The following is a 25,504-nucleotide window of genomic DNA, read 5'->3' as shown; positions in this document are numbered from 1 at the left end:
AAACCTGGTGGTTTATTTAAAGCATTAGATATTGTACCTTTGCAGTCTATAAACAATATTCTTTTTTGAAGACAATTAACAATATTTATAATTTTTCTGGCACAGAAAAAACATACATAACAATCGGTACTTTTGATGGGGTTCATTTTGGGCATCAAAAAATTATTGAAAAACTTGTTTTAGAAGCTAAAATGGCTGGTAAAAAATCGATTTTACTTACCTTTTTTCCGCACCCAAGAATGGTATTGCAAAAAGATAGTAAAATTGCGCTGATAAATACCATAAAAGAACGTGAAACCCTTTTAGCAAAAACAGGATTGGATTATCTAATAATTCACCCTTTTAGCAAAGAGTTTTCTATGATGACTGCCTTAGATTTTATTGAAAATTTATTGGTTAACAAGTTAAATGTTTCAAAATTAATTATTGGTTACGATCATCATTTTGGAAAAAATAGAGAAGGCAACATAAAACAACTTACCGGTTACAGTAAGCAATATAATTTTAATGTTGAAGAAATACCTGCGCAAGATATTGATGAAGTTTCTGTTAGCTCTACCAAAATTAGAGCCGCATTGGCAAGCGGAAACCTAAAAACAGCTAACAATTATTTAGGATATTCGTTTATGATTTCTGGCACTGTTGTAAATGGCAAGCAATTGGGCGGAAAAATTGGTTTTCCTACTGCAAATATTGATGTTAAAGAATCGTATAAATTAATTCCTAAAACGGGAGTTTATGTGGTACAATCACTTATTGGGAATCAGGTTGTTTTTGGAATGATGAATATCGGAAACAGACCTACTGTAGATGGAGATTACCAAACCATTGAGGTACATTTCTTTGATTTTGATAAAAACCTATACCACACACAATTAACTATCGAGTTGATTTATTTTTTACGTGATGAGCATAAATTTGACTCTGTAACCTCTTTAATTGTTCAGCTAAAAAAAGATGAAGAAACTGCGAGAGCTTATCTGCTTGCAAATTTTTAAATCGACTACGCTCGAGGTCACAACTTCCATTCCAACTGTCATTTCGACGATAGGAGAAATCACATAAAGAAACTCCTATTAAAAATCACTGTTATGAGACTTCTCTCTATCGTTCGAAGTGACAACTGTTGTAAGTAAAAAACAAACATTCTGTATTGTCATTTCGAGTGGCAACGAGAAATCTCATAAAGCTGATTTTTTTTGGTCTTGTGTCTATAAGTCTAACATCTAACCTCTTTTCAACTTTTCACTGTTATGAGACTTCTCTCTGAGTTCGAAGTGACAAAGGATTGTATTTTATTCTGTTCTGTCATTTCGAGTGTTAACGAGAAATCTCATAAAGCTAATTTTTTTAGTCTTGTGTCTATAAGTCTAACTTCTAGTTTCTTTTAACCTTTCACTGTTATGTGACTTCTCCTATCGTCGAAGTGACAGGGTTTAAATTGTGTCTTAGCTCTATAATCTATTCTGTTGCTTCTATAGTCTAAACACCAATAAAATTACTTTCTCATTTTTACAAACAAATCCCAAAGAACAACGCCTGTAGTTACAGAAATATTTAAAGAATGTTTGGTGCCTAATTGCGGAATTTCAAGACAAACATCAGCAGCATTTACAACCTCTTGCTGCACTCCTTTTACTTCATTTCCCAATACAATGGCATACTTTTCATCTTTTTTTGGAGAAAAAGTATCTAACTTTGTTGAATTTTCTGCTTGCTCTACAGCTAAAACGTTAATTTTTAAAGCTTTTAACTTATTAACAACAGAAAGAGTGTCTTCAGTATACTCCCAAGCAACAGATTCTGTAGCACCTAGGGCAGTTTTATGAATGTCTTTATTTGGTGGCGTAGCGGTAATGCCACAGAGGTAAATTTTTTCTATTAAAAAAGCATCGCTAGTTCTAAAAACAGAGCCAATATTGTTTAAACTCCTAATATTATCTAACACAACAATAATAGGCGTTTTATCTATTGCTTTAAATTCATCAACCGAAATTCTACCTAACTCGTTATTTTTTAATTTTCTCATTGCTTTCTTAAATAGGGTACAATTTTACCTTTTTAGTTGCTAACATCAAATTAAAAAACAGTGAAATGTAAGAAAATCAGAATTTAAACGACTTCTTTAAAAAATCTGCTACCAATGAAAAAACAAATGTATGTAGTATTCATATTACTAATAACGGTAAGTTCTTGTAAAATTAAAGATGATATTATTAACGATTATGTGACTCCAGAAATTAGAGTTAATACCTCAAAAATACCGTCTAACAATCAGCTTACCATCTCTGAAGAACACCAGTTTGAAGTCCGTTTTTTTAATGATATTGGTATACATGTTACGCAAGCACCAATTACCTGGACTAGCTCTAACAATAATATTATCTCTATCAATAAAGACGGTTTGGCAAAGGCAGTTGCCGCAGGTGAAGCTTCTATTAGCGCTAGTGTGGCTAACGACAATCCTAGTACTGCAAACGAAATAATTACTACTGAAATTGCTACAATAAATGTTGTCAATCATCCCGAATCGCTATCAATTACAAATTTAAAAAACACTTTAGGCAAAGGAGAAACTGTCTTTTTTTTAACCAACTACGTCAATATCTTTGGTGAAGTAGACACAACAACACCACTTGTCTGGGAAAGCACAAATACAACCGTAATAAGCGTTGATCAGAATGGAAAAGTGACTGGTTTAGCAGTAGGAACTTCAGAAATAACTGTAAAAACACAAAACAATAGCATAACTTTTACTTTTCAACTAGAAGTAAAAGAAGCCATCTCAAAAATATTTATAAACAACCTTACTAATAGTCCCATAAAAATTGGAAATAACTATCAATATACTGCTTCTTACTTTGACGAAAACGGGAACTTAAACACTACAAATGAACTAATTTGGACGGTTGACAACCCATCAATTGCCACCATAGACAACAATGGGTTGTTAACTGCTGTTAATGTTGGCAACACAACGTTGACTGTTTCTACTATTGAAAATCAAGAAACATTAAGTTTTGAAGCTGAAATAACGACCGAAAACAACAATTTTTCTATTAAGAATCCGGTTTCTACATTAGGCCTCGGCAACATGCATCAATTTGAAATAGATTTCTTAGGAACCTCTGCTGTTTCCTGGTTTAGTTCAGATGCAAACATTGCTTCTATTGATGAATTTACAGGTCTTTTAACGGCACAAAGTAACGGATCTGTTCGTGTTACAGCACAAACACTTGAAGGCGGTATTATGTTAACCTCATCAACGGAAATTTCAATAAATACACCTCAAAAAACTGGAACTTTAGAAACACTTAGCTACAGCGTGCGTGGTAACGTTACCTTAACTTCTAACAAATTAACAATTGTAGACTTTAACAGCACCGCTCCTGATAGTCATATTTATTTAACCAATGTGCCTAACGGACCTGCAAATGACAGTAGAGATTTACACGTATCTAAAAACGGTAAAATTACCAGCAGCAGTCTTGTTTCTTTAGAGCTTGATGATATTGATATCAACAAATATAAGTATGTAGTAATTACTTGTAGAAGTTTTGGAAACTTTGTAATGGGAAGGGCAGAATTAAATTAAAAAGAATAAAAATGATCAAAAAAAGCACCCTATTTACAATTTGTTTTTTACTAAGTGGTAGTTTGGCTGCACAATGGACGCAAGGCAAAGGCAATGCATACGTTAAGCTTTCGGGCTGGTATTTAAAGTCAGATTCTCACTTTACCAATACCGGTGAAATTGCTGCATTGCCAACAAGAGTTTTCCTAAACACATCGCTGTACGCAGAATACGGACTATCAAAAAAAATAGACCTTGTTACCTACTTTCCTTTTTTTGCAAGAAGCCTGCAAAACAATCAAGTATCTGGAACTAGAGGAACCATATTAGAAGGTGGCGAAGGAGCATCTTTAAAAAGTTTGGGAGACCTAGATATCGGAGTAAAATATGGCATCTATACAAGCAACAATTGGGCAGTTTCAACATCGTTAACATTTGGTATTCCAACGGGTAAAACAGACGGCGGTCATGAAACTGCAGTTTTGCAAAATGGCGATGGAGAATTTAATCAACAAATTAAGGCTGCTATTGGACATTCTTTTCAATTAAAAAAAATGCCAGGATATGCTAAGTCATACGTAGCCTATAACCACAGAACACAAGGTTTTTCTGATGAAGTATCTGTTGGCGCAGAAGTGGGCCTTTATGTGTTAAAACCTCTTCTGCTTACCAGCAAACTAAACCTTTTAAGATCTACCAAAAACGGTACGCTATCAGAATCTACAAACACTACCAGTTTGTTTGCAAATAATATTGAATATACCAATGTTGGGGTACAGATAGCTTATTTTATATCTAAAAACATTGGTGTTTCTTATGAATATACCGCTTTACTAAACGGTAAAATTATTGCAGCAGCGCCAAATCATTCTGTAGGGGTATTTGTTAAACTACATTAGCTCTAATTGTTTTGCTTAAATTTTTGCTTCAAACAAACAACTTTCTTTACTTTAGCATCGTAAACTAATTAGATTCTAAAGTAGTGGCAAAATCAAAAGCTAAAAAAGTAACTCCTTTAATGAAACAATACAATGCTATTAAGGTGAAATACCCTGATGCAATGTTGCTTTTTAGAGTAGGAGATTTTTATGAAACTTTTGGTGAAGACGCTGTAAAAGCAGCCGGTGTTTTAGGCATTACTCTTACAAAACGTGGTGCTGGCAGCGATTCTGAAACGGCTTTGGCGGGTTTTCCGCACCATTCTTTAAATACCTATTTGCCAAAGTTGGTAAAAGCAGGGATGCGTGTTGCTATTTGCGATCAATTAGAAGATCCTAAAATGACTAAAACCATCGTGAAACGTGGAGTTACAGAATTAGTTACTCCTGGAGTTTCTCTAAACGATGAAGTTTTACAAACCAAAACGAACAACTTTTTAGCAGCTGTTCATTTTGATAAAAAACAACTCGGAATTTCATTTCTTGATGTTTCTACTGGCGAATATTTAGTAGCACAAGGAACATCAGAATACATTGATAAATTGTTGCAAAACTTTAATCCGAGTGAAGTTTTAGTCCAAAAACAACACAAACAACAATTTTTAGAACTGTTTGAAAACCGTTATTATACTTTTTATCTAGATGATTGGGTTTTTCAACCAGAATATGCAAACGAAACGTTGCAAAATCATTTTGAAGTAAAAAACTTGAAAGGGTTTGGTGTTGACGCTTTAAATTACGGAATTATTGCCGCTGGTGCAGTATTGTATTATCTTTCGGAAACGCAACACAATCAACTAAAACACATCCAAAAAATTAGTAGAATTGCAGAAGACAATTATGTTTGGATGGATCGTTTTACGGTTCGTAATCTAGAACTCTACAATCCAAATTCTTCAAATGCAGTAACCTTATTAAATGTTATTGACAAAACCATTTCGCCAATGGGCGGACGATTGTTAAAACGATGGTTGGCATTGCCTTTAAAGAATATTGATGAAATTAAAAATCGCCATGAATTGGTAAAGTTTTTTATAGATTCTGATGATTTTTCTCAAACAACTACGTATCAATTAAAACAAATATCAGATTTAGAAAGATTAATTTCTAAGGTGGCAACAGGCAAAGCATCGCCCAAAGAAATGGTAATTTTAAAGGATTCTTTAAAAGCTATTTTACCGATTAAAGAAGCCTCAGAAAAAAGTAAAAACAAAGCCGTTAAAGACCTTGGAAATCAACTACATTCTTGCAAAACTTTAATTGAAAAAATAACTGAAACTTTATTTGATGATGCTCCTGTAAACATCAACAAAGGAAATGCAATTGCTACAGGTGTGCATCAAGAATTAGACGATTTACGTGCCATTTCTACTTCTGGGAAAACGTATTTAGACAACATGCTAAAACGCGAAACCGAAGCCACAGGAATTAGCAGTTTAAAAATAGCTTTTAACAATGTTTTTGGGTATTATATTGAGGTAAGAAACACACACAAAGACAAGGTTCCAGAAGAATGGATTCGAAAACAAACCTTGGTTTCTGCAGAACGCTATATTACAGAAGAACTTAAAGAATACGAAACCAAAATTTTAGGTGCCGAAGAAAAAATTGCCAAATTAGAGCAAGAAATTTTTTCTAAATTATTACAATATGTCATTCAATTTGTACAAATTGTGCAAGAAAATGCTCAAATAATTGCAAAAATAGACTGTTTACACTCTTTTTCTGTTTTAGCAATGGAAAACAATTATGTGCGCCCTGTTATAGATGAAAGCACCGATTTAGAAATTAAAAACGGTCGTCATCCTGTAATAGAAAAACAATTGCCAATAGATCAAACATACATTGCAAACGATGTTGTTTTAAACAGAAATCAGCAACAAATTATAATGATAACCGGCCCAAATATGTCTGGTAAATCGGCTATTTTAAGACAAACAGCGCTCATTGTTTTATTGGCTCAAATGGGAAGTTATGTGCCTGCTCAAAATGCAAAAATTGGTCTTATAGACAAGATTTTTACAAGAGTTGGGGCAAGTGATAATATTTCTATGGGCGAATCTACATTTATGGTAGAAATGAACGAAACAGCTTCTATCTTAAACAACGTTTCTGAGCGTAGTTTAATTTTATTAGATGAAATTGGTAGAGGAACTTCTACATATGACGGAATTTCGATTGCTTGGGCAATTTCTGAGTTTCTGCACGAACACCCAACCAAAGCAAAAACATTGTTTGCTACGCATTATCATGAATTGAATGAAATGACCACCACTTTTGAGCGCATTAAAAACTTTAATGTGTCTGTAAAAGAACTAGAAGACACCATTATTTTCTTGCGTAAATTAGTTGCCGGAGGCTCTAACCACAGTTTTGGTATACATGTTGCAAAATTAGCAGGAATGCCAAATTCGGTAATTCATAAGGCAAATAAAATTTTAACTCAGTTAGAAAAAAACAACAAGAATACAGAGGTTAAAGAGGTTTTAAAACAAGACCAACACGAAGAAATGCAACTCAGTTTTTTTCAATTAGATGACCCTCTTTTAGAAAATATTAGAGAAGAAATTTTGGCAACAAATATTGATACCCTAACCCCTATTGAAGCCTTGATGAAGTTGAATGAAATTAAACGAATGTTGTTAAAAAAATAGCATTTAAAAAGCGTAGCGCACTAACATCCTTTCTTTTTAAGTCTTCAAAATATATTTACAAAAAGGATAGAAATCAATATTATAAAAAGTAATTTATTAAAATATCTCTGTATCTTTGTAGTATGAATACTGTATTCCTTTTTATCAGCGGCCCAGAAATTATGGTGATTATGTTAATTGTAGTCATGTTGTTTGGTGCCGATAAAATTCCTGAAATTGCAAGAGGTTTAGGTAAAGGAATCCGTCAGGTAAAAGACGCGACGAACGATATTAAAAGAGAAATACAAGATAGCTCTGAAAAAATTGATGTTCAAAAAGCCGTTTCTAAGGATGTTTCTAAAGAAATTAATGACGTAAAAGACGTTATTGATGAAGTTACTGGTCCCATCAAAAGAAGCATGTAATATTGTTACTTTACTCTACTAATAGTAAGTCCGTCTCTAATTGGCAATAACACTGTTTCTATCCTAAAATCTTCATTTAACAATTTATTATACTCTAAAAGTACTTTTGTATCTGTGTCTTTTGGGTCTAATTCTTCTACAACTTTACCACTCCAAAGTACATTGTCTGATAAAATAATTCCGCCAGAATTCATTTTATCAATAATTAAATGAAAATAATTAATATAGTTTGATTTGTCTGCATCAATAAAAACCAAGTCGAATTTTTCTTCTATGGTAGGTATAATTTCAATGGCATTACCAACATATTGCTTAATTTGTTTTCTGTAACCAGATTTCTTAAAGTATTTATTTTGAAGGGTTTCTAACTCTTCATTTTTATCTATGGTAGTAATTGTACCGTTAGATGGCAATCCTTCTGCCATACACAATGCAGAATAACCTGTATAAGTACCAATTTCTAAGATTCTTTTAGGTGAAATTAGTTTGGTAATCATTGATAAAACCCTTCCTTGAAAAGCACCACTTAACATTCTTGGGTTTAACACCTTCTGCCAAGTTTCTTTAGTTAATTCTTGTAAAATATTTGGCTCATTTTGAGAGTGATTTACTACGTAAGTATCAATTTTTTCTGGTAAAAAGTGCATGCTTTATAATTGTGTACAAACAAAATTATATAAAAATGTTTGTGAATAGTTATTGTTCAAAAATACAAAAAACGGAATCTATATTTCTATAAATTCCGTTTCAATCTAACAAAAAATCAAAAAATGTGATTTTCAGAAAATCACGAAAAGTTCTTTATATATCGGTCTGTTTTAACTTCTTTTTTAAAATTTCTTTTTCTTCGTTTTGCAAAGTAAACGATTTTCCTTTACAATCTTTAGCTTGATGTTTTAAAATTTTAGACAATGTATTGTTCTGTTTGGTGTACAAAAAACAAACTTTACACTTTATAAAATGAATGTTAAGCGTTAGTTTTTCATAAAATGTAGCTTCTCCGTACTGGTTTTTATCACAGATAGTTGTAGCTTCATCACAAGTAATTTTTAAATTTTTAAACATCTTTTAACTATTAAACCAATTATCCTCCATACATTTTCTTAATTGAGTTCTTGCTCTATGAATTAAGACCCACATATTAGACGCAGAAATTTCTAATTCATTACAAACTTCCTCTGTATCAAAATCTTGTATCGTTTTCATGGTAAAAACCAATCTGTATTTTTCTGGCAATGCCGCTATACAAGAAGCTAATTGTTGTTTTAGTTCTTTATTTTCTATGGATTTTTCTGCTTCATTTTCCCAAGTTTGTGGTACTCTTTCTTCAATCCAATCTCCTTCATTGTCTCCGTCGCTGTAAAAATTCATTCGAACTTCAGCTTGGCCTTTTTTAGAGTTTATTTTTCTGTAATAGTCTATAATTTTTCTCTTTAAGATAGACACCAACCAAGTTCTTTCTGAAGATTTTCCTTCAAAATTCTTAGCCGATTTTAATCCAGCAAAAAATGTGTCTTGTACAATATCTTTTGCTAAATCGCTGTCATTTACACGTACAATTGTATAATTATACAGGTAATCTGCATAATTATCAATCCATTTATCGGTATCTAACACTACTTTAGTTTCCATTATTCTATCAAAAGAAACAAAGATACATCAATTTTACACTTTTTAATAATCGCTAAACTTAGTTTGTTTAAATAATGATAGTCAATAAAATTATTAAGCATTCAAAAAAAGGCTATTGTAAAACAACTCTTATTATCAAGAACTTATTTTAACTGCTTTTTCTTACATTTACAACGATTTTAAAATTAAAATAAATGTCTGTAGCAAAAAAAGAATACAAAAGAGTTACTGTAAAATCTTTGGTAGAAATGAAGGCCAACAAAGAAAAGATTTCGATGTTAACCGCATACGATTTTACCATGGCAAAAATATTAGACAGTGCTGGTATTGATGTTTTATTGGTGGGCGATTCTGCATCGAATGTTATGGCTGGTCATGAGACGACTTTACCAATTACATTAGATCAGATGATTTACCACGCAAGCTCTGTTGTTAGAGCTATAGACCGTTGTTTGGTTGTAGTTGATTTACCTTTTGGAAGCTACCAATCTGACCCAAAAGAAGCCTTGCGATCTGCAATTAGAATTATGAAAGAATCTGGCGGTCATTCTATAAAATTAGAAGGTGGTAAAGAAGTAAAAGAGTCTATAAAACGAATTTTAAATGCCGGAATTCCGGTAATGGGTCATTTGGGTTTAACACCGCAATCTATCTATAAATTTGGTACATATACCGTTAGAGCAAAAGAAGAAGAGGAAGCAGAAAAATTAATGGAAGATGCTTTAATGTTAGAAAGAATTGGTTGTTTTGCGTTGGTTTTAGAAAAAGTACCTGCAAAATTAGCACAAAGAGTTGCAGAAGCAATTAGCATTCCTGTAATTGGTATTGGCGCAGGAAACGGTGTTGATGGCCAAGTGCTTGTAACGCATGATATGATTGGTATGACACACGAGTTTCACCCTCGTTTTTTAAGAAGGTATTTAGACTTATACAAAGAAATGACCGGTGCTTTTGAAAATTATATTTCAGATGTAAAGTCTGGCGATTTCCCTAATGAAAAAGAGCAATATTAAATCGTGTTTTTAAGACAAAATTGATAAATTAAGTAATTTATATTTACGTAACTATATTAATATCAGTGTTTTAATTTTTTTTTAAGTTTACTTTTACTGTAAAAAGCAAACCGTTTAGAGATCAACCAATTAGCAATGAAAATTCTACACTTAGACAGCAACCACCCGCTTTTAATTAGTCAGTTAAAAGAATTAGGTTTTACTAATGATGAAGACTATACCTCTTCAAAAGAAGAAATTGAAGCGAAAATTCATTTATATGACGGAATTATTATTAGAAGTCGTTTTGCAATTGACAAACAATTCTTAGACAAAGGCAAACAATTAAAGTTTATTGGACGAGTAGGTGCAGGGCTAGAAAATATTGATTGCGCTTATGCAGAAAGTAAAAATATTGCTTTAATTGCCGCTCCGGAAGGAAACAGAAACGCTGTTGGGGAACATTCTTTAGGCATGCTTTTATCACTGTTTAACAAACTAAACAAAGCAGACAAAGAGGTTAGAAACGGAAAATGGCTTCGCGAAGAAAACCGCGGAATTGAACTAGACGGAAAAACAGTCGGTTTGATTGGCTACGGAAATATGGGTAAATCTTTCGCTAAAAAATTACGTGGTTTTGATGTTGAAGTGCTTTGTTATGACATAAAAGAAGGTGTTTCTGATGAAAATTGTAAACAAGTTTCATTAAAAGAACTGCAAGAAAAAAGTGATGTTTTAAGTTTGCATACCCCAGAGACAGCACTTACAATAAACATGGTAAATAGCACTTTTATCAATGATTTTAAAAAGAATTTTTGGTTGATAAATACGGCACGCGGCAAATCTGTGGTTACTAAAGATTTGGTTTCAGCACTAAAAATTGGTAAAATTTTAGGTGCTGGTTTGGATGTTTTAGAATACGAAAAAGCCTCTTTTGAAAACTTATTTAAATCTGATAAAACAGACATACAAAAGAACATGCCAGAGGCGTTTGAATATTTAATCAGTTCAGAAAAGGTTTTATTAACACCTCATGTTGCTGGTTGGACGCTTGAGAGTAAAGAAAAATTAGCACAAACCATTGTAGATAAAATTAAAAATACATTTTATTCTTAACCTTTATTTAAGCACATTTTATGAAACTATTTTCTAATTACCCAGCAGAATTATTAACGTTGCTCTTTTTAATTGTCACTTTTTTACAATCTGGTATAGACAAAATTTTAGACTGGAAAGGAAATGTCTCTTTTATAAAGGAACATTTTAAAAACTCTCCTCTAAAAAATAGCGTTCCGTTTTTATTGGTAATTATTTTAGTTGTAGAAATGCTAGCAAGTATTTTAATGATTGTAGGAGTTTATCAATTATACACATCAGAAGTAAAAGAAATGGCAATTTTAGGAATTGAGCTTTCTGCGGTAACTTTAATCTTTTTATTAATAGGGCAACGTTTAGCAAAAGATTATGCAGGTGCGATGTCTTTAACGGTCTATTTTATTGTTACAATACTTGGGCTGTATTTATTAAATAACTAAAATCTATTAAAATTTAAAAAAGCTATAAGTTTAACTTATTAAAAAAGCTCTTAAAACAGACGTTTTAAGAGCTTTTTAGGTTTTGCTAATACAATTCGGTGTTTTTATTTTTTCTTTAAATAAAACAGCTTTTAAAATTGAAATTACTTGTTTTTAAGCACATAAATTAGCGAAGAATACTCAGAAGATTGTCTTGCTTTTAAGTTGGATAAAAATCCTATCCAAAAAGAGTTAAAAACATTCATTTTCCCTTTTTTATATTTTTCACTTAAAAGAGAAACATAATAAGCATCAAATTTCATTGGAAGGGTATTTACAACCGTCATAGAAACCTTTGAAAATAATTTATGAATACTATTTTGAGAGAAATGCCAAAGGTGTCTTGGCACATCAAAAGCAGCCCAAAATTCTTTATAATAAGTTGCATCGTAACTTTTAAAATTAGGCACCGCAATTACCAGTGTTCCGTTTTCTTTTAACAAGCTTTTTAATTTATAAATGTACTCTTCTAAATTTTCTACGTGTTCTAAAACATGCCACAAAGTAATTACATCAAATTTGTTTTCTGTAAAAAAATCAATCTTTTCTTGCAAAAAAACATTTTTTTCTTTGGCAATATTTCTTGCTTCTAAATTAGGTTCTACACCAAACACCTTCCAATTATTTTGGAGACAAGTCGCTAAAAAATCTCCGGTTCCGGCACCAATATCTAATAATGTATTTTGTTCTGAATTGAAAGAATTTATTAGTTGTAGTTTTTTTTGAAGTGTGTAATTTCTTACTTTTTGATATACTTTATCTAACAACGTTTTCTTTGCATCTGTGTGAGATATATACGCTTCGCTTTTGTAATATTTTTCTAAATTTTCAGGAATTGGTGTTGTAACCAACATCTCAAATTCTTGGTTTTTCATCACCTTGTAAGACTCTCCAGAAACCGTAAAATCTTTACAATTTAAAAAAGGCTTTAAGTTGCTATAAAGCTCATTTTTACTATTCATAAATTTATTATTTTTTAGATTGTTCCACGAGGAACATCTTTTTTTAAAGAACCAAATTAACGATAAAAAGTAAATAAATGTTCTGAGATTTATCTACCCATATACACCAACAAAACAGAAATATCACTTGGTGAAACTCCGCTTATTCTACTTGCTTGTGAAATAGAAGTTGGCTGAATTTTACTTAGTTTTTCTCTCGCTTCAAATGACAAAGACTTCACTTTATCATAATTAAATGTAGACGGTATTGTAACGTTTTCTAATCGGTTTAACTTGTCTGCATTGTTCTTTTCTTTTTCGATATATCCAGCATATTTTAAATGAATAACAGCTTGCTCTATCATTTCTTTATCGATAGAATTATCTGTAAGAAAAGCATTTAATTTAGCTATGTTTTTAAAATCAGAAAAGTCTAATTGTGGTCTTGCAGCAATCTTATAGAGTTTCATAGACTGCGTAATTAAAGACAAATTTTTAGCCTCTAAAATAGGATTTATTTCTTCTTGCTTAACACTGGTTTTTTGTAAAAAGTCAATTAACAAATCTGCTTTTTCTTGTTTTTCTATTACTCTATCTAAACGCTCTTTTGATGCCAAACCTAATTTATAAGCCAACGGAGTTAACCTTAAATCTGCATTATCTTGTCTTAAAAGAGTTCTATATTCTGCTCTAGAAGTAAACATTCTGTAAGGCTCTTCTGTACCTTTTGTAATTAAATCATCTATTAATACACCAATGTAAGCTTCGTTTCTTTTTAAGATAAACGGTTCTTTTTCTTGCACTTTTAACGCAGCGTTTACACCCGCCATTAAACCTTGTGCAGCAGCTTCTTCATAACCTGTTGTTCCGTTAATCTGACCAGCAAAAAACAAATTCTTTATCAGCTTTGTTTCTAAAGAATGCGTTAATTGTGTTGGCGGAAAATAATCATATTCAATAGCGTACCCATAACGTAAAAACTTAACGTTTTCAAAACCATCAATTGCACGAATTGCTTTGTCTTGAATATCTTCTGGTAAAGAAGTAGAAAAACCATTTACATACATTTCTACGGTTGTCCAACCTTCTGGCTCAACAAAAACTTGATGTCTTTCTTTGGTTGCAAAACGATCTATTTTATCTTCAACAGAAGGGCAATATCTTGGCCCAGTAGATTTTATTCTACCATTAAACATCGGAGAACGATCAAAGCCCTCGCGCAACAAATCATGCACTTTTTTATTGGTATATGTTAACCAACAAGAGCGTTGTTTTTGTAATGTTGTTGTAAGTGGTAAATAAGAAAATTTTTCTGTGATTTCATCACCTGGCTGTTCAATCATTTTAGAATAATCTAAAGACCTTCCATCTACCCTTGGCGGTGTTCCGGTTTTCATTCTACCAGATTCAAAACCTTTTTCTACCAATGCTTCGGTAATTCCTTTTGAAGCACTTTCTCCTGCTCTACCTCCACCAAAACTTTTATCACCAATATGAATCAATCCATTTAAAAAAGTACCTGCTGTAATGATCACAGTTTTAGATTTTATTTCTAATCCCAATGCTGTTTTTACACCAACAATTGAATCTCCTTCAAACAATAAATCAATTACAGAATCTTGATAAAAATCTACATTTTTAGTTTCTTCTAATAACGTTCTCCAACACTCTGCAAACTGCATTCTATCAGACTGTGCTCTTGGACTCCACATTGCAGGACCCTTAGACTTGTTTAACATCTTAAACTGAATAGCAGTTTTATCTGTTACAATTGCACTATAACCACCTAAGGCGTCAATTTCTCTTACAATCTGCCCTTTAGCGATACCACCCATTGCTGGGTTACAACTCATCTGGGCGATGTTTTGTAAATTCATGGTAATTAATAAGGTGTGCGCACCCATGTTTGCACTTGCAGCAGCAGCTTCACTACCAGCGTGACCACCACCAACTACTATTACATCGTATGTTGTAGAAAATAAACTCATATGTTATTGTTTCACGTGAAACATAATATTTAATTAATTGATTATTAGATATTTAACAACTTTAAAGCATTGTTTTCTGCTTCTGTCATAAGAGATTTATCAGACGGTAATTTATCTTTAAAACCTAAAAAATGTAAAACACCATGTATCATTACACGATGTAACTCATTGTTAAAGCTAGTCTTAAAATCGATTGCATTTTCTTTAATTCGATCTATAGAGATAAAAATATCGCCAGCGATTAAAGATCCCAATGTATTATCAAAACTAATAACATCAGTCAAGGTATCATGTTGTAGAAATTCAACGTTTAATTTATGAAGATACACATCATCACAAAAAATAAAATTGATCTCCCCTAACTTAAAACCTTTGTCTAAAATAGTTGAAGAAATCCATGATTGAAGTTTCTCTTCATAAGATAAACTAAAGGTTGTTTCATAATTAAAAATAATCATAAAAAAAATTTCTACAAAGGTAATCAAAGAGAATGTAAAAACATCGAAACTAAAAAAAACAGTCGCAAAAAAGGAAGAACCAAAAAATGATATAAAATAATTTTAAAATAGTGAAGTAAAAATATCTCTTATAAAAACTATATTTGCAGCATTAAACAGAAAAAAATGGAATCTAACATTCGTGTACGTTTTGCACCTAGCCCAACAGGACCACTTCATATTGGTGGAGTAAGAACAGCATTGTATAATTATTTATTTGCAAAAAAACACAACGGTACTTTTGTGTTGCGTATTGAAGATACAGATCAAAATAGATATGTAGCAAACGCAGAAAAATATATTATTGATGCGTTAGAATGGTGTAATATTCCTTTTGATGAAGGACCAGGAAAAAATGAAAAATTTGGACCTTACAGACAATCTGAACGCAAAGAAATATATAAAGAATATGCAGACAAACTTATTGAAACAGGTTGGGCGTATTATGCTTTTGATACTTCTGAACAATTAGATGCACACAGAAAAGGACATGAGGCTGAAGGAAAAACTTTTATTTACAATTGGCATAATAGAGAGAAAGGGAGTTTGGTTAATTCTTTAGTTTTAAGTAAAGAAGAAGTAGAAAATAAGTTAAAATCTGGTGAGCATTATGTAATTCGTTTTAAGAGTCCGAAAGACGAAACTCTAAACATGACAGATGAGATTAGAGGTAATATAAACATAGACACAAATACTCTAGATGATAAGATACTTTTTAAGGCAGATGGAATGCCAACCTATCATTTAGCAAATATTGTTGATGATCATTTGATGAAAATAAGTCATGTAATAAGAGGTGAAGAATGGTTGCCATCGATGGCGCTACATATTTTATTGTACAAAGCATTTGAATGGGAAGCACCAAAATTTGCGCATTTACCGCTGTTACTTAAACCAGTTGGAAAAGGAAAATTAAGCAAAAGAGATGGAGATAAATTAGGTTTCCCTGTGTTTCCGTTACAATATATAAATGAAGAATCTAAAGAAACATCAAGAGGGTATAAAGAAGATGGATATTTTGCGGATGCTTTTATAAATATGCTTGCTTTTTTAGGTTGGAATCCTGGTACAGAACAAGAAATATTTTCATTAGAAGAATTGATTGAACAATTTGAATTGAAAAGAGTAAGTAAGTCTGGAGCAAAATTTAATGTAGATAAAACAAATTGGTTTCAGCAACAATACATGCAAACCAAAAGCGATAAAGAAATAACAGCATTATTTTTACCTATTTTAAAAGAAAAAGGAATTGCAGTAGAACATCAAGAAGAAAAAATACAGAAGATAGTTGCATTAGTTAAAGAAAGAGCTGTATTTGTGGCAGATTTATGGGATTTAACAGAATACTTTTTTAACAATCCGATTGAATATGATGCAAAAGCAATTAAAAAAAATTGGAAAGAAGGTACTACAGAACTAATGAATAAATTAGTAACAGTATTAAAATCTATAGAAAATTATACCTCAGAAAATACTGAAAAAGAAATTAAAGAGTGGATAACAAATAATGAAATTGGTTTTGGTAAAATAATGCAACCACTAAGAATTAGCTTAGTTGGTAAATTAGCAGGGCCACATTTATTTGATATTATAGAAATAATTGGAAAAGAAAATACAATCGCTAGAATAGAAAATGCCATTCAAAAAAATGAAAATTAATACTAAAATTGTATATTTACTTTCTAACATTTAAAAAAAAAATATGCTACCTATTCTTCCTATTGTATTAATTATAACACTTATTGTTGTTTTTGCTTCATTTTTTATGGTGAAACAACAAACTGCAGCAATTATTGAACGTTTTGGTAAATTTCATAGTATCAGACATTCGGGTTTAAAAGTTAAAATACCGTTTGTAGATAAAATTGCCGGAAAATTAAGTTTAAAAATTCAGCAATTAGATGTAATTATAGAAACTAAAACGTTAGATGATGTTTTTGTAAAATTAAAAGTTTCGGTACAATATAAAGTAATCAAAGAAAAAGTATATGATGCTTTTTACAAATTAGATTATCCGCATGAACAAATAACATCGTATGTTTTTGATGTTGTAAGAGCAGAAGTTCCAAAAATGAAATTAGATGATGTTTTTGTGAAAAAGAATGATATTGCTATTGCAGTTAAAACAGAGTTAAACGATGCAATGCTAGATTATGGTTTTGATATTATTAGAACTTTAGTAACAGATATAGATCCTGATGCACAAGTTAAAATTGCCATGAATAGAATTAATGCTGCGGACAGAGAAAAAACAGCTGCACAATATGAAGGAGATGCACAACGAATTTTAATTGTAGAAAAGGCAAAGGCAGAAGCAGAAAGTAAAAGACTACAAGGGCAAGGTATTGCAGATCAAAGAAGAGAAATTGCTAGAGGTTTAGAAGAATCTGTAGATGTATTAAACAGAGTAGGTATTAATAGCCAAGAAGCCTCTGCTTTAATTGTTGTAACACAACATTATGATACTTTACAGTCTATTGGTAGCGAAACAAATAGCAACTTAATATTGTTACCAAATTCGCCACAAGCAGGTAGCACAATGTTAAATGATATGGTAGCAAGTTTTACTGCAAGCAACCAAATTGGGGAAGCTATGAAAAACACCAAAAAGAAATCATAAATTTAAATTGTTTTAATTTACTTTTTATATAATTGCGTAAAAATTAAAAAAACATGTCTAAAAAAAAATATCTAAATAGCTCTATTATATATAAGCTATTAATAGCTATTTTATCTAGTGTATACTTGTATACATTTTTATATACTTTTAAGCCTTTTTACTTAATATATTTAGATGACAATTATCTAATACCTTATATATTAGTAATAAGTATTATAACGTTTTTAGCAATATCGATTGTAGTATTTACGTTGCCAATCACAATCTCTTTTTTTACTAAAAGGAAAAGGTCTATTTACGAGCAAATACTTGTAATATTAGTGTCATTATTAATAATTAGCATCTTTATTTGGGGGTTTAACTATTATTATTTAGTTGATATTATACCGATACCAGCGTTTGAAACCATCGTTTTATATGCACTTTACTTAAGTTTTATTCCGATTCTATTTTACATTATTATTGATGAAAAGGTTTCTAGAGATGATAGAAATACAATTTCTAAAAAAATAATGGATACCAGTAAGAAAGAAAAAATTACCTTAGAAAAGGATGAACTAATTACTATTGTTAGTGATAATCGAAAAAGTGAGCTTTCTTTTCATATTAAAGATCTAATTTATATAAGTTCTGAAGGAAATTATGCAAGTTTCTTTTTAATTCACAAGCAAACAGAAGTAGAAGAAAAAATACTACGTATTTCGTTAACAGAAATTATGAATGAGATTCAAAATTATAAGACAATTAATAGGTGTCATAAATCTTACATAATAAACTCATTAAATATGCATACTATTTCTGGTAATGAAAGAGGATATTTTTTAAAATCAGACTTTATTAACAAACAAATACCTGTTTCTAGAAGTTTTGATATTGAAAAACTGCGATATTTAATAAATTAAGCTTCCTGTTTAAAATCCTATTGATAATATAGTTCCTATTTATCCCAAAAACAGCAATTTCAGTCCCATAGAGCACAAAAAAACAAAACAAGTATTTATTTGTTATATGTTTGTATCTCTAATAAATTAAATTTTGGGGGATTTTTAATTTATGTAAAAAAAAAGCTCAATCTGTTTTATACAAATTGGGCTTTTATTATTTTTAAAAAGAAAAAAATAAATTACTTTTCTTTATTATTCTCTTCTGGTTCTTCTTTAGAAGCGTTTTTAAACTCTTTAATACCACTTCCTAACCCTTTCATTAATTCTGGTATTTTTCTACCACCAAATAGTAAAAGAATAACCACAACAATCATAATAATTTGTGGACCACCAATCATGCCGAAAAAGATTGCTAAATTGCTCATTTTTAATTATATTTTAGTAGAACAAATATACAAAAAGGAATCTAAAAAATACCTTTAATAAATTAATTACTATTTTGAATAATACCACCTATTACTTTCTTTGTGGTAATATTTTCTGGTTTTCCTTTGTAAAAAATAGAACCTCCAAAACTTACTTTAGCATTTAAAGTACCGCCAGATAAAATTTCTGCTTTTGCACCAGTACCCGCTTTAACATTAGAAATTGCAGTACTTTTTAAATTAAAGCCATGGTAAATACCATATAAATCTGTACGAACATCTTGGTATTCTGTAACACCTGTAAGTTTAATAATACCACCAGAAGTAGCAACTACGTTTAAATTAGTACTTTTAATAGTTAAGTTGATAAAAGCCCTTTCTTGTGCATTAACCGTAATTTGATTTTGATTAAAATCTTTACCTGTTATAGTAGCTCCTTCATTAGCATCTAAAATGTCAATATTTTTATTGTAATATAGGTTAATTAAAACATCACCATCTGCATAGTTATCTGAAGGTTTTACAGAAAATGGAAGTGATAGTTTTAAAATATTATTTACATTCTTAATTTTAACTAAATCAGCTTTTTTACCAGAAATTTCTAACTTTTGATCAGAAGATTTTATCAATACTACTTCAATACCGTTAAAAACTTTTAAGGTAGAAAAATCACCAATATTTTTAGTGATAGATTCTTGACTAACAGTAATATTACAGATACATAAAAGAGAAATAAAAAATAGTTTTTTCATCGTTTTTAATTTTTAAATCAAATATAATACAATAAGCATACCAACATAATGGTTTACAATTCATTTTAGTATAAAAAAATTAATTTTCTATTAAATTAAAATCTAAATGTTTACGTTCTAAATCTGTATTTTTAACTTTAACTTGTACAAGATCTCCTAATTGATACATTGCTTTTGTAGACTGACCAATAATTGCATATTGTTTTTCATCAAAAACATAATAATCACTTTTTATATCTCTAATTCTCACCATTCCCTCACATTTATTTGAGGATATTTCTACATAAATTCCCCATTCTGTTACACCAGTTATTACACCATCAAAAGTTTCATCTTTATGATCTTGCATGTATTTAATTTGCATGTATTTGATAGAAGATCTTTCTGCTTTTGAAGCCAATTCTTCTCTATTAGAAGAATGTTTACATTTTTCTTCATATAAAGCTGGTTTTGGAGTCTCTCCGCCATCTAAATAGTGTTGTAGTAAACGATGTGTCATAACATCAGGATAACGTCTAATAGGCGATGTAAAATGACTATAGTAATTAAAAGCCAAACCATAATGCCCGATATTTTGAGTTGTATAAACGGCTTTAGACATGGTTCTAATGGTTAAAGTTTCTATCATATTAGATTCTGCTTTACCATGTACATCTTTTAGTAATTTATTTAATGATGAAGTTGTACTCTCTTTTGTGTCGGTGTTAATTTGATATCCAAATTTACGAATTAGGTTTTCTAAAGAAGCTAACTTTTCATCATTAGGCTCATCATGAACTCTATAAATAAAAGTTTTATTAGTTGCTTTTCCTTTAGAGAAACCAATAAATTCTGCAACTTTTCTATTCGCTAAAAGCATGAACTCTTCAATCAATTTATTTGCATCTTTAGATTCTTTAAAAAAGACACCAACTGGGTTAGCTTGTTCATCTAAATCGAACTTCACTTCTACTCTATCAAAAGAAATAGCACCCGATTGCATTCTTTTTTTACGAAGTATTTTAGCTAATTCATCTAATTTTAAAGTAGCTTCTACAACTTCTTTAGCAACAGTATATTCTTTACCAGTAATAGAAATATCTATTGGCATTTGATACGGTTGTATGTCATCAGAAAATTGTACGTTTTCTATAATGCTTTGTGCTTCTTCGTAAGCAAAACGTTGGTCTGAATAAGTTACTGTTCTACCAAACCATTCGTTGATAATTTGTGCTTTTTGGTTGATTTCAAACACAGCTGAAAATGTTAACTTTTCTTCGTGTGGTCTTAAAGAACAAACTCCGTTTGATAGCATTTCTGGCAACATTGGTACTACTCTATCTACCAAATAAACAGACGTTGCTCTTTTGTAAGCTTCATCATCTAAATTTGTTTTAGGTTGTAAATAGTGAGATACATCTGCTATGTGAATACCAACTTCGAAATTGCCGTTTTCTAATACTTTAAAAGAAAGGGCATCATCAAAATCTTTGGCGTCTTTTGGGTCGATAGTAAAAGTTAAATCGCCTCTCATATCTCTACGTTTGACAATTTCTTTTGAGGTAATTTCTAAAGGTAAATCTTGCGCTTCTTTTTCTATTTCTGGTTCAAATTCATACGGTAAATCATACTCTAATAAAATAGAATGCATTTCGGTATTGTGATCTCCAGGTTTTCCTAAAACAGTGGTAATAGTACCAAACGGATTTTTAGAATTTTTAGGCCAATCTCTTATAGAAGCTTGAACTTTATCACCATCTTCTGCACCATTTAATTTATTTTCTGAAATAAATATATCTGCATACATTTTCTGATTATCAGCAATTACAAATCCAAAGTTTTTATTCTTACTTTTTTGTAAAACACCAACAAACTCTGTTTTAGAGCGTTCTAAAACTTCTACAACCTCTGCCTCTAACTTTTTACCACTTCTTTTCTTATAAACAAATGCTTTAACAGTATCATTATGTAAGCCTTTTCCTAAATTGTTATTAGGTATAAAAATATCATCTTCATAATCATCAGATATAAAATAACCATTTCCGTTAGAAGTAACGTCTAAAGTACCAATAGTATATTTTTTATCTATGTTAATTGTAAATTTACCTCTTTCTACTTCTGTAATTTTTTTCTCTGCAGCTAAACCAACTAATTTTTTAATAATTTGATTTTTACCATCAGTGTCTGCCACTTTTAATAAAGAGGCAATTTGTTTGTAATTGTAAGACTTTGTGTTGTCTTCATTTAAAATTTTAAAAATATTACGGGTTAAATCTTTAATAACTTTCCCTTTCTTTTTAAATATATTTTTCTTCTTTTTTGTCATTTAAATTTTATATTATTGATAGTAACTGTGTGTTTTTAACACTATTACTAGAGTTTGCAAATTACAATTAATTATCCGCTTTTAATATTAAAAAACAGTTACCAATCTATTTTGTAATTTGGCTTTTAATTTATGATTTCTACTAATAAAATACATGCTAACTCGTGGTTTATAATTGCAAACCCTACCTCTGGAAATCAGAATTTTTCTAAAAAGTGGAAAGAAATTCAGCTAAACTTAAAAAAACAGCATATTGACTATACTTCTGTTTTTACACAATATGCTAAACACGAAATTGAACTGGTGCAAAATGCAATTCAAAAAGGATTTAGAAATATTATTTCTGTTGGTGGAGACGGAACACTACACCATGTAGTTAACGGTATTATGTTGCAAAGATATGTAAAAACTTCTAATATAACTATTGGCGTAATTCCTTTAGGGACTGGTAATGATTGGATAAAACATTACAACATACCAAATTCTATTAAAAAATCAATACATATCATCTTTCAAAAGAAAAGAGTTTTACAAGATATTGGTCTTATAAAAACCTTAAATAATACCCCTACCTATTTTAATAATGTCGCAGGTATTGGTTTTGATGCATATGTTGTTAGTACTTTAAAAAAACTTAAAAAGCTAGGTAAATTATCGTACACAATAGCAGGAATTTATGGAAGTATTTTTTACAAAAAACCAATACTTAAAATTATTATTGATGATAAAGAGATTACCGAAAAAAGCTTGCTAACTATTTTTGGTATTTGTAAATATTCTGGTGGTGGAATGCAATTTACAGAGCAGGTAGATGCTGCAGACGGATTACTAGATATAACTGTTGCTAAAAATTTAAACTTTTTTGATGTTGTTAAAAGCATACATAAATTATACAACGGATCTATTATGCATCATAAAAAAGTAGAAACTTATAAAACTAAAGAAATAACGATAGTACCAAAAACTTTAAAACCTTTTGTACAAGCAGACGGAGAATTGATTGGTACAGGCCCAATTAAAGTTTCAATTATACAAAGAGCAATTCAGTTTTGCATTCCTTAATTTTTTTGACTTATAAACATTCTATATTATAATCATTTTCTTTTATAAAAATTTTAAAAAACTATAATGTTTATAATAGTATGTGAATAGCTACTATAAAAAAAGCACTTTATATTTTTTAATATCAGTTATTAAAAATTACTTACATTTTATAAGATATATAACTTGTTTAAAATCAAGTTTAAGTAACAGTTATTAACAAAAGTTATTCACAGGTATTCACTTATTTTTATGAATAACAAAATAAAATAAAATGTAAACTAACCCCTTTTAATTTGTTTATAAACTATTATTAAAAATCAATAAAAAAACTTGCACAACTAAAAGGTATTCTTGTATTGTAATAATTTTTAAATACACCAAAAAAACTTATTAATTTCTTACTACATTTTCTTAACATTCGTTAAAAAAGATAAAATATTAGTTTTTAATTAGTTATTAAAATTATCTAAAATTTCATTATTTTAAACTGTTCATAACCCTTAGTTTCTGTATTTTTGTTACTCAATACAATAAAAATCAATTTATTATGACAATTGCAATAGGTAATGACCATGCAGGAACGGTTTACAAGTTCGAAATTATAAAATATTTAGAAGAAAAAGGGTTTACCGTATTAAATTTTGGAACCGATACAGATGCTTCTATGGATTATCCAGATGCAATTCATCCAACAGCAACAGCAGTAGAAACCAAAAAAGCGACATTCGGAATTATTCTTTGCGGTTCTGGTAACGGTGCACAAATGACTGCAAACAAACATCAAGGTATTCGTGCAGCTTTGTGTTGGAATAATGAGTTGGTTGCTTTAACAAGACAACATAATAACGCAAATATTTTAACCATTCCGGCTCGTTTTGTGTCTTTACAACAAGCTATCGGTTTTGTAGATATTTTTCTAACTACAGAATTTGAAGGAGGAAGACATCAAAATAGAGTTGATAAAATTTCTTGTGCCGGATAATAACCATGAATTTTATAACAAAATCTTTTTCTGAGTTAACAACCACAGAGTTGTATCAAATTTTACAGTTACGATCTGAAGTTTTTGTAGTAGAACAAGATTGCGTGTATCAGGACATCGATTTTAAAGATCAGAAAGCATTGCATGTTTTAGGGGTTAAAAACGATACAATAATTGGGTATACACGTATTTTTAAACCAGGAGATTATTTTACCAATGCAAGTATTGGTCGGGTTGTAGTTGCTACAGAATTTAGAAAACATGGTTTTGGACACAGTTTAATGAAAGCTTCTATAAAGGCTATAAATAGTCATTTTAAGGTAGAAGAAATTACCATTTCTGCGCAATTATATTTGAAAGACTTTTACGAATCTCATGGGTTTTTTCAAGTTGGTGAAGGGTATTTAGAAGACGGTATTCCGCACATTCGAATGGATCGATTAAAAATTTAACTTCTCCTATTATTTAATTGACAAAGGGTTGTGTTTTATTCTGTTCTGTCATTTCGAGTGTTAACGAGAAATCTCATAAAGCTGCTTTTTCTAGAGTCTAGTCTCTAACATCTAGTCTCTAACATCTAGTCTCTAGATTCTAACATCTAACCTCTTTTTATCTTCTCACTACTATGAGACTTCTCCTATGGTCGAAGTGACAAGGGTTGTTTTTTATGCTGTTCTGTCATTTCGAGTGCTAACGAGAAATCCTATAAAGTTGGTTTTTCTATAGTCTAGTCTCTAATATCTATCCTCTTTTAATTTCTCACTATTATGAGACTTCTCCTATCGTTCGAAGTGACAAAGGGTTGTTTTTCAGTCGGTTATGTCATTTCGAGTGCCAACGAGAAATCTCATAAAGCTGGTTTAGTTTTAGTCTTATTTTTAGAATCTAATCTCTAGTCTCTAACATCTATTCTCTTTTAATTTTCTCACTGTTATGAGAATTCTCCTATCGTTCGAAGTGACAAGGGTTGTGTTTTATTTTGTTTTGTGATTTCTAGTGCTAACGAGAAATCTCATAAAGCTGCTTTTTTTGCAGTCTAGTCTCTAGTTTCTAACATCTAACCTCTTTTTAGCCTCTCACTGTTATGAGACTTCTCCTATCGTCGAAGTGACAAAGGATGTATTTCAGTCAGTTTTGTCATTTCGAGTGTGAACGAGAAATCTCATAAAGCTGGTTTTTCTATAGTCTAGTCTCTAAACTCTAACCTCTATTCTCTTTTAATTTCTCACTGCTATGAGACTTCTCTCTATCGTTCGAAGTGACAAGGGTTGTTTTTCAGTCAGTTTTGTCATTTCGAG

General features: G+C 30.5%; 24 protein-coding genes. 14 read left to right on the top strand and 10 right to left on the bottom strand.

Going from position 1 to position 25,504, the window contains the following annotated elements; genetic code table 11:
- Window positions 1–65 precede the first annotated feature (65 nt).
- Window positions 66–998, top strand: coding sequence for a bifunctional riboflavin kinase/FAD synthetase (locus tag Q0678_RS04875; protein ID WP_299054720.1), 933 nt, complete (start codon window positions 66–68; stop codon window positions 996–998).
- A 500-nt stretch (window positions 999–1,498) separates the two neighbouring features.
- On the opposite strand, the gene Q0678_RS04870 is transcribed toward Q0678_RS04875, so the two are convergent.
- The gene (locus Q0678_RS04870; protein ID WP_299054718.1) at window positions 1,499–2,029 is read right to left on the bottom strand and encodes an RNA methyltransferase; all 531 of its coding nucleotides are present in this window, start codon (window positions 2,027–2,029) and stop codon (window positions 1,499–1,501) included.
- Between the two features lie 114 nt (window positions 2,030–2,143).
- Here Q0678_RS04870 and Q0678_RS04865 point away from each other — a divergent pair, with 114 nt between their 5' ends.
- The 4 genes from Q0678_RS04865 (at window position 2,144) to Q0678_RS04850 (ending at window position 7,570) form a co-directional block, all read left to right on the top strand.
- A complete protein-coding gene (locus Q0678_RS04865) occupies window positions 2,144–3,595 on the top strand; it encodes a DM13 domain-containing protein (RefSeq protein WP_299054715.1) in 1,452 nt (483 codons plus the stop codon).
- Window positions 3,596–3,606: 11 nt separating this feature from the next.
- Window positions 3,607–4,473, top strand: a complete 867-nt coding sequence (locus Q0678_RS04860) for a hypothetical protein (RefSeq protein ID WP_299054713.1) — start codon at window positions 3,607–3,609, stop codon at window positions 4,471–4,473.
- 83 nt (window positions 4,474–4,556) lie between these two features.
- Window positions 4,557–7,166 carry a DNA mismatch repair protein MutS gene (mutS, locus tag Q0678_RS04855; protein WP_299054710.1) on the top strand — a complete coding sequence of 870 codons (2,610 nt, stop codon included), beginning with the start codon at window positions 4,557–4,559 and terminating at the stop codon, window positions 7,164–7,166.
- A gap of 122 nt (window positions 7,167–7,288) precedes the next feature.
- Window positions 7,289–7,570, top strand: a complete 282-nt coding sequence (locus tag Q0678_RS04850; RefSeq protein WP_299054707.1) for a twin-arginine translocase TatA/TatE family subunit — start codon at window positions 7,289–7,291, stop codon at window positions 7,568–7,570.
- 5 nt (window positions 7,571–7,575) lie between these two features.
- On the opposite strand, the gene Q0678_RS04845 is transcribed toward Q0678_RS04850, so the two are convergent.
- The 3 genes from Q0678_RS04845 to Q0678_RS04835 form a co-directional block, all read right to left on the bottom strand.
- The gene (locus Q0678_RS04845; protein ID WP_299054705.1) at window positions 7,576–8,217 is read right to left on the bottom strand and encodes an O-methyltransferase; all 642 of its coding nucleotides are present in this window, start codon (window positions 8,215–8,217) and stop codon (window positions 7,576–7,578) included.
- Window positions 8,218–8,371: 154 nt separating this feature from the next.
- On the bottom strand, window positions 8,372–8,635 hold the full coding sequence (locus Q0678_RS04840) for a hypothetical protein (RefSeq protein WP_299054703.1): 264 nt from the start codon (window positions 8,633–8,635) through the stop codon (window positions 8,372–8,374).
- A gap of 3 nt (window positions 8,636–8,638) precedes the next feature.
- Window positions 8,639–9,202 (bottom strand): sigma-70 family RNA polymerase sigma factor, encoded by a 564-nt coding sequence (locus Q0678_RS04835; RefSeq protein ID WP_299054701.1) that lies wholly within the window; start codon window positions 9,200–9,202, stop codon window positions 8,639–8,641.
- Between the two features lie 194 nt (window positions 9,203–9,396).
- Between Q0678_RS04835 and panB the strand changes: the two genes are divergently transcribed.
- The 3 genes from panB (at window position 9,397) to Q0678_RS04820 (ending at window position 11,729) form a co-directional block, all read left to right on the top strand.
- Window positions 9,397–10,215, top strand: coding sequence for a 3-methyl-2-oxobutanoate hydroxymethyltransferase (gene panB / locus Q0678_RS04830; RefSeq protein ID WP_299054698.1), 819 nt, complete (start codon window positions 9,397–9,399; stop codon window positions 10,213–10,215).
- A 135-nt stretch (window positions 10,216–10,350) separates the two neighbouring features.
- Complete coding sequence (locus Q0678_RS04825; RefSeq protein WP_299054696.1) at window positions 10,351–11,310, top strand: 2-hydroxyacid dehydrogenase; 960 nt, start codon at window positions 10,351–10,353, stop codon at window positions 11,308–11,310.
- 20 nt (window positions 11,311–11,330) lie between these two features.
- Complete coding sequence (locus tag Q0678_RS04820; protein ID WP_299054693.1) at window positions 11,331–11,729, top strand: DoxX family membrane protein; 399 nt, start codon at window positions 11,331–11,333, stop codon at window positions 11,727–11,729.
- A gap of 143 nt (window positions 11,730–11,872) precedes the next feature.
- Here the strand turns inward: Q0678_RS04820 and Q0678_RS04815 are convergent, their stop codons facing one another.
- The 3 genes from Q0678_RS04815 to ybeY all read right to left on the bottom strand — a co-directional run bounded on the left by Q0678_RS04815 (window position 11,873) and on the right by ybeY (window position 15,155).
- Window positions 11,873–12,730, bottom strand: coding sequence for a class I SAM-dependent methyltransferase (locus tag Q0678_RS04815; RefSeq protein ID WP_299054689.1), 858 nt, complete (start codon window positions 12,728–12,730; stop codon window positions 11,873–11,875).
- An 89-nt stretch (window positions 12,731–12,819) separates the two neighbouring features.
- Window positions 12,820–14,697, bottom strand: a complete 1,878-nt coding sequence (gene mnmG / locus Q0678_RS04810; protein WP_299054687.1) for a tRNA uridine-5-carboxymethylaminomethyl(34) synthesis enzyme MnmG — start codon at window positions 14,695–14,697, stop codon at window positions 12,820–12,822.
- A 44-nt stretch (window positions 14,698–14,741) separates the two neighbouring features.
- Window positions 14,742–15,155: an rRNA maturation RNase YbeY gene (gene ybeY / locus Q0678_RS04805; protein WP_299054683.1), complete on the bottom strand. Its 414-nt coding sequence runs from the start codon at window positions 15,153–15,155 to the stop codon at window positions 14,742–14,744.
- 165 nt (window positions 15,156–15,320) lie between these two features.
- Between ybeY and gltX the strand changes: the two genes are divergently transcribed.
- From gltX to Q0678_RS04790, 3 genes are read left to right on the top strand one after another with little or no spacing between them, the layout of a single operon-like run.
- Window positions 15,321–16,853, top strand: a complete 1,533-nt coding sequence (gene gltX, locus Q0678_RS04800; protein WP_299054681.1) for a glutamate--tRNA ligase — start codon at window positions 15,321–15,323, stop codon at window positions 16,851–16,853.
- Window positions 16,854–16,896: 43 nt separating this feature from the next.
- Window positions 16,897–17,814, top strand: coding sequence for an SPFH domain-containing protein (locus tag Q0678_RS04795; RefSeq protein WP_299054678.1), 918 nt, complete (start codon window positions 16,897–16,899; stop codon window positions 17,812–17,814).
- Window positions 17,815–17,867: 53 nt separating this feature from the next.
- A complete protein-coding gene (locus Q0678_RS04790; protein ID WP_299054676.1) occupies window positions 17,868–18,716 on the top strand; it encodes a LytTR family transcriptional regulator DNA-binding domain-containing protein in 849 nt (282 codons plus the stop codon).
- Between the two features lie 221 nt (window positions 18,717–18,937).
- Here the strand turns inward: Q0678_RS04790 and Q0678_RS04785 are convergent, their stop codons facing one another.
- From Q0678_RS04785 to rnr, 3 genes are all read right to left on the bottom strand, one after another.
- Window positions 18,938–19,123, bottom strand: coding sequence for a twin-arginine translocase TatA/TatE family subunit (locus tag Q0678_RS04785; protein ID WP_299054673.1), 186 nt, complete (start codon window positions 19,121–19,123; stop codon window positions 18,938–18,940).
- Window positions 19,124–19,185: 62 nt separating this feature from the next.
- Complete coding sequence (locus Q0678_RS04780) at window positions 19,186–19,875, bottom strand: head GIN domain-containing protein (protein ID WP_299054671.1); 690 nt, start codon at window positions 19,873–19,875, stop codon at window positions 19,186–19,188.
- A gap of 79 nt (window positions 19,876–19,954) precedes the next feature.
- Window positions 19,955–22,180 (bottom strand): ribonuclease R, encoded by a 2,226-nt coding sequence (gene rnr, locus Q0678_RS04775; RefSeq protein ID WP_299054669.1) that lies wholly within the window; start codon window positions 22,178–22,180, stop codon window positions 19,955–19,957.
- 132 nt (window positions 22,181–22,312) lie between these two features.
- Between rnr and Q0678_RS04770 the strand changes: the two genes are divergently transcribed.
- From Q0678_RS04770 to Q0678_RS04760, 3 genes are all read left to right on the top strand, one after another.
- Entirely contained in the window at window positions 22,313–23,242 is a 930-nt protein-coding gene (locus Q0678_RS04770) for a diacylglycerol kinase family protein (protein ID WP_299054667.1), read from the top strand.
- A 529-nt stretch (window positions 23,243–23,771) separates the two neighbouring features.
- Window positions 23,772–24,206, top strand: coding sequence for a ribose 5-phosphate isomerase B (rpiB, locus tag Q0678_RS04765; protein WP_299054665.1), 435 nt, complete (start codon window positions 23,772–23,774; stop codon window positions 24,204–24,206).
- A gap of 5 nt (window positions 24,207–24,211) precedes the next feature.
- Complete coding sequence (locus Q0678_RS04760; RefSeq protein WP_299054662.1) at window positions 24,212–24,658, top strand: GNAT family N-acetyltransferase; 447 nt, start codon at window positions 24,212–24,214, stop codon at window positions 24,656–24,658.
- Window positions 24,659–25,504: the final 846 nt, after the last annotated feature.

The organism is uncultured Polaribacter sp. (genome assembly GCF_947497125.1).
Classification (GTDB): Bacteria; Bacteroidota; Bacteroidia; order Flavobacteriales; family Flavobacteriaceae; genus Polaribacter.
The sequence above is the reverse complement of the archived record's forward strand: the minus strand, read 5'-3'. Positions and strand labels throughout refer to the sequence as shown.

Coding starts and splice junctions, on each gene's coding strand:
- Q0678_RS04770 (WP_299054667.1), top strand. CDS start 22,313: ATGATTTCTACTAATAAAATACATGCTAACTCGTGGTTTATAATTGCA.
- Q0678_RS04825 (WP_299054696.1), top strand. CDS start 10,351: ATGAAAATTCTACACTTAGACAGCAACCACCCGCTTTTAATTAGTCAG.
- Q0678_RS04840 (WP_299054703.1), bottom strand. CDS start 8,635: ATGTTTAAAAATTTAAAAATTACTTGTGATGAAGCTACAACTATCTGT.
- Q0678_RS04790 (WP_299054676.1), top strand. CDS start 17,868: ATGTCTAAAAAAAAATATCTAAATAGCTCTATTATATATAAGCTATTA.
- rnr (WP_299054669.1), bottom strand. CDS start 22,180: ATGACAAAAAAGAAGAAAAATATATTTAAAAAGAAAGGGAAAGTTATT.
- mnmG (WP_299054687.1), bottom strand. CDS start 14,697: ATGAGTTTATTTTCTACAACATACGATGTAATAGTAGTTGGTGGTGGT.
- Q0678_RS04760 (WP_299054662.1), top strand. CDS start 24,212: ATGAATTTTATAACAAAATCTTTTTCTGAGTTAACAACCACAGAGTTG.
- Q0678_RS04865 (WP_299054715.1), top strand. CDS start 2,144: ATGAAAAAACAAATGTATGTAGTATTCATATTACTAATAACGGTAAGT.
- Q0678_RS04785 (WP_299054673.1), bottom strand. CDS start 19,123: ATGAGCAATTTAGCAATCTTTTTCGGCATGATTGGTGGTCCACAAATT.
- Q0678_RS04870 (WP_299054718.1), bottom strand. CDS start 2,029: ATGAGAAAATTAAAAAATAACGAGTTAGGTAGAATTTCGGTTGATGAA.
- rpiB (WP_299054665.1), top strand. CDS start 23,772: ATGACAATTGCAATAGGTAATGACCATGCAGGAACGGTTTACAAGTTC.
- Q0678_RS04815 (WP_299054689.1), bottom strand. CDS start 12,730: ATGAATAGTAAAAATGAGCTTTATAGCAACTTAAAGCCTTTTTTAAAT.
- panB (WP_299054698.1), top strand. CDS start 9,397: ATGTCTGTAGCAAAAAAAGAATACAAAAGAGTTACTGTAAAATCTTTG.
- Q0678_RS04780 (WP_299054671.1), bottom strand. CDS start 19,875: ATGAAAAAACTATTTTTTATTTCTCTTTTATGTATCTGTAATATTACT.
- Q0678_RS04860 (WP_299054713.1), top strand. CDS start 3,607: ATGATCAAAAAAAGCACCCTATTTACAATTTGTTTTTTACTAAGTGGT.
- ybeY (WP_299054683.1), bottom strand. CDS start 15,155: ATGATTATTTTTAATTATGAAACAACCTTTAGTTTATCTTATGAAGAG.
- Q0678_RS04820 (WP_299054693.1), top strand. CDS start 11,331: ATGAAACTATTTTCTAATTACCCAGCAGAATTATTAACGTTGCTCTTT.
- gltX (WP_299054681.1), top strand. CDS start 15,321: ATGGAATCTAACATTCGTGTACGTTTTGCACCTAGCCCAACAGGACCA.
- Q0678_RS04850 (WP_299054707.1), top strand. CDS start 7,289: ATGAATACTGTATTCCTTTTTATCAGCGGCCCAGAAATTATGGTGATT.
- Q0678_RS04795 (WP_299054678.1), top strand. CDS start 16,897: ATGCTACCTATTCTTCCTATTGTATTAATTATAACACTTATTGTTGTT.
- Q0678_RS04835 (WP_299054701.1), bottom strand. CDS start 9,202: ATGGAAACTAAAGTAGTGTTAGATACCGATAAATGGATTGATAATTAT.
- Q0678_RS04845 (WP_299054705.1), bottom strand. CDS start 8,217: ATGCACTTTTTACCAGAAAAAATTGATACTTACGTAGTAAATCACTCT.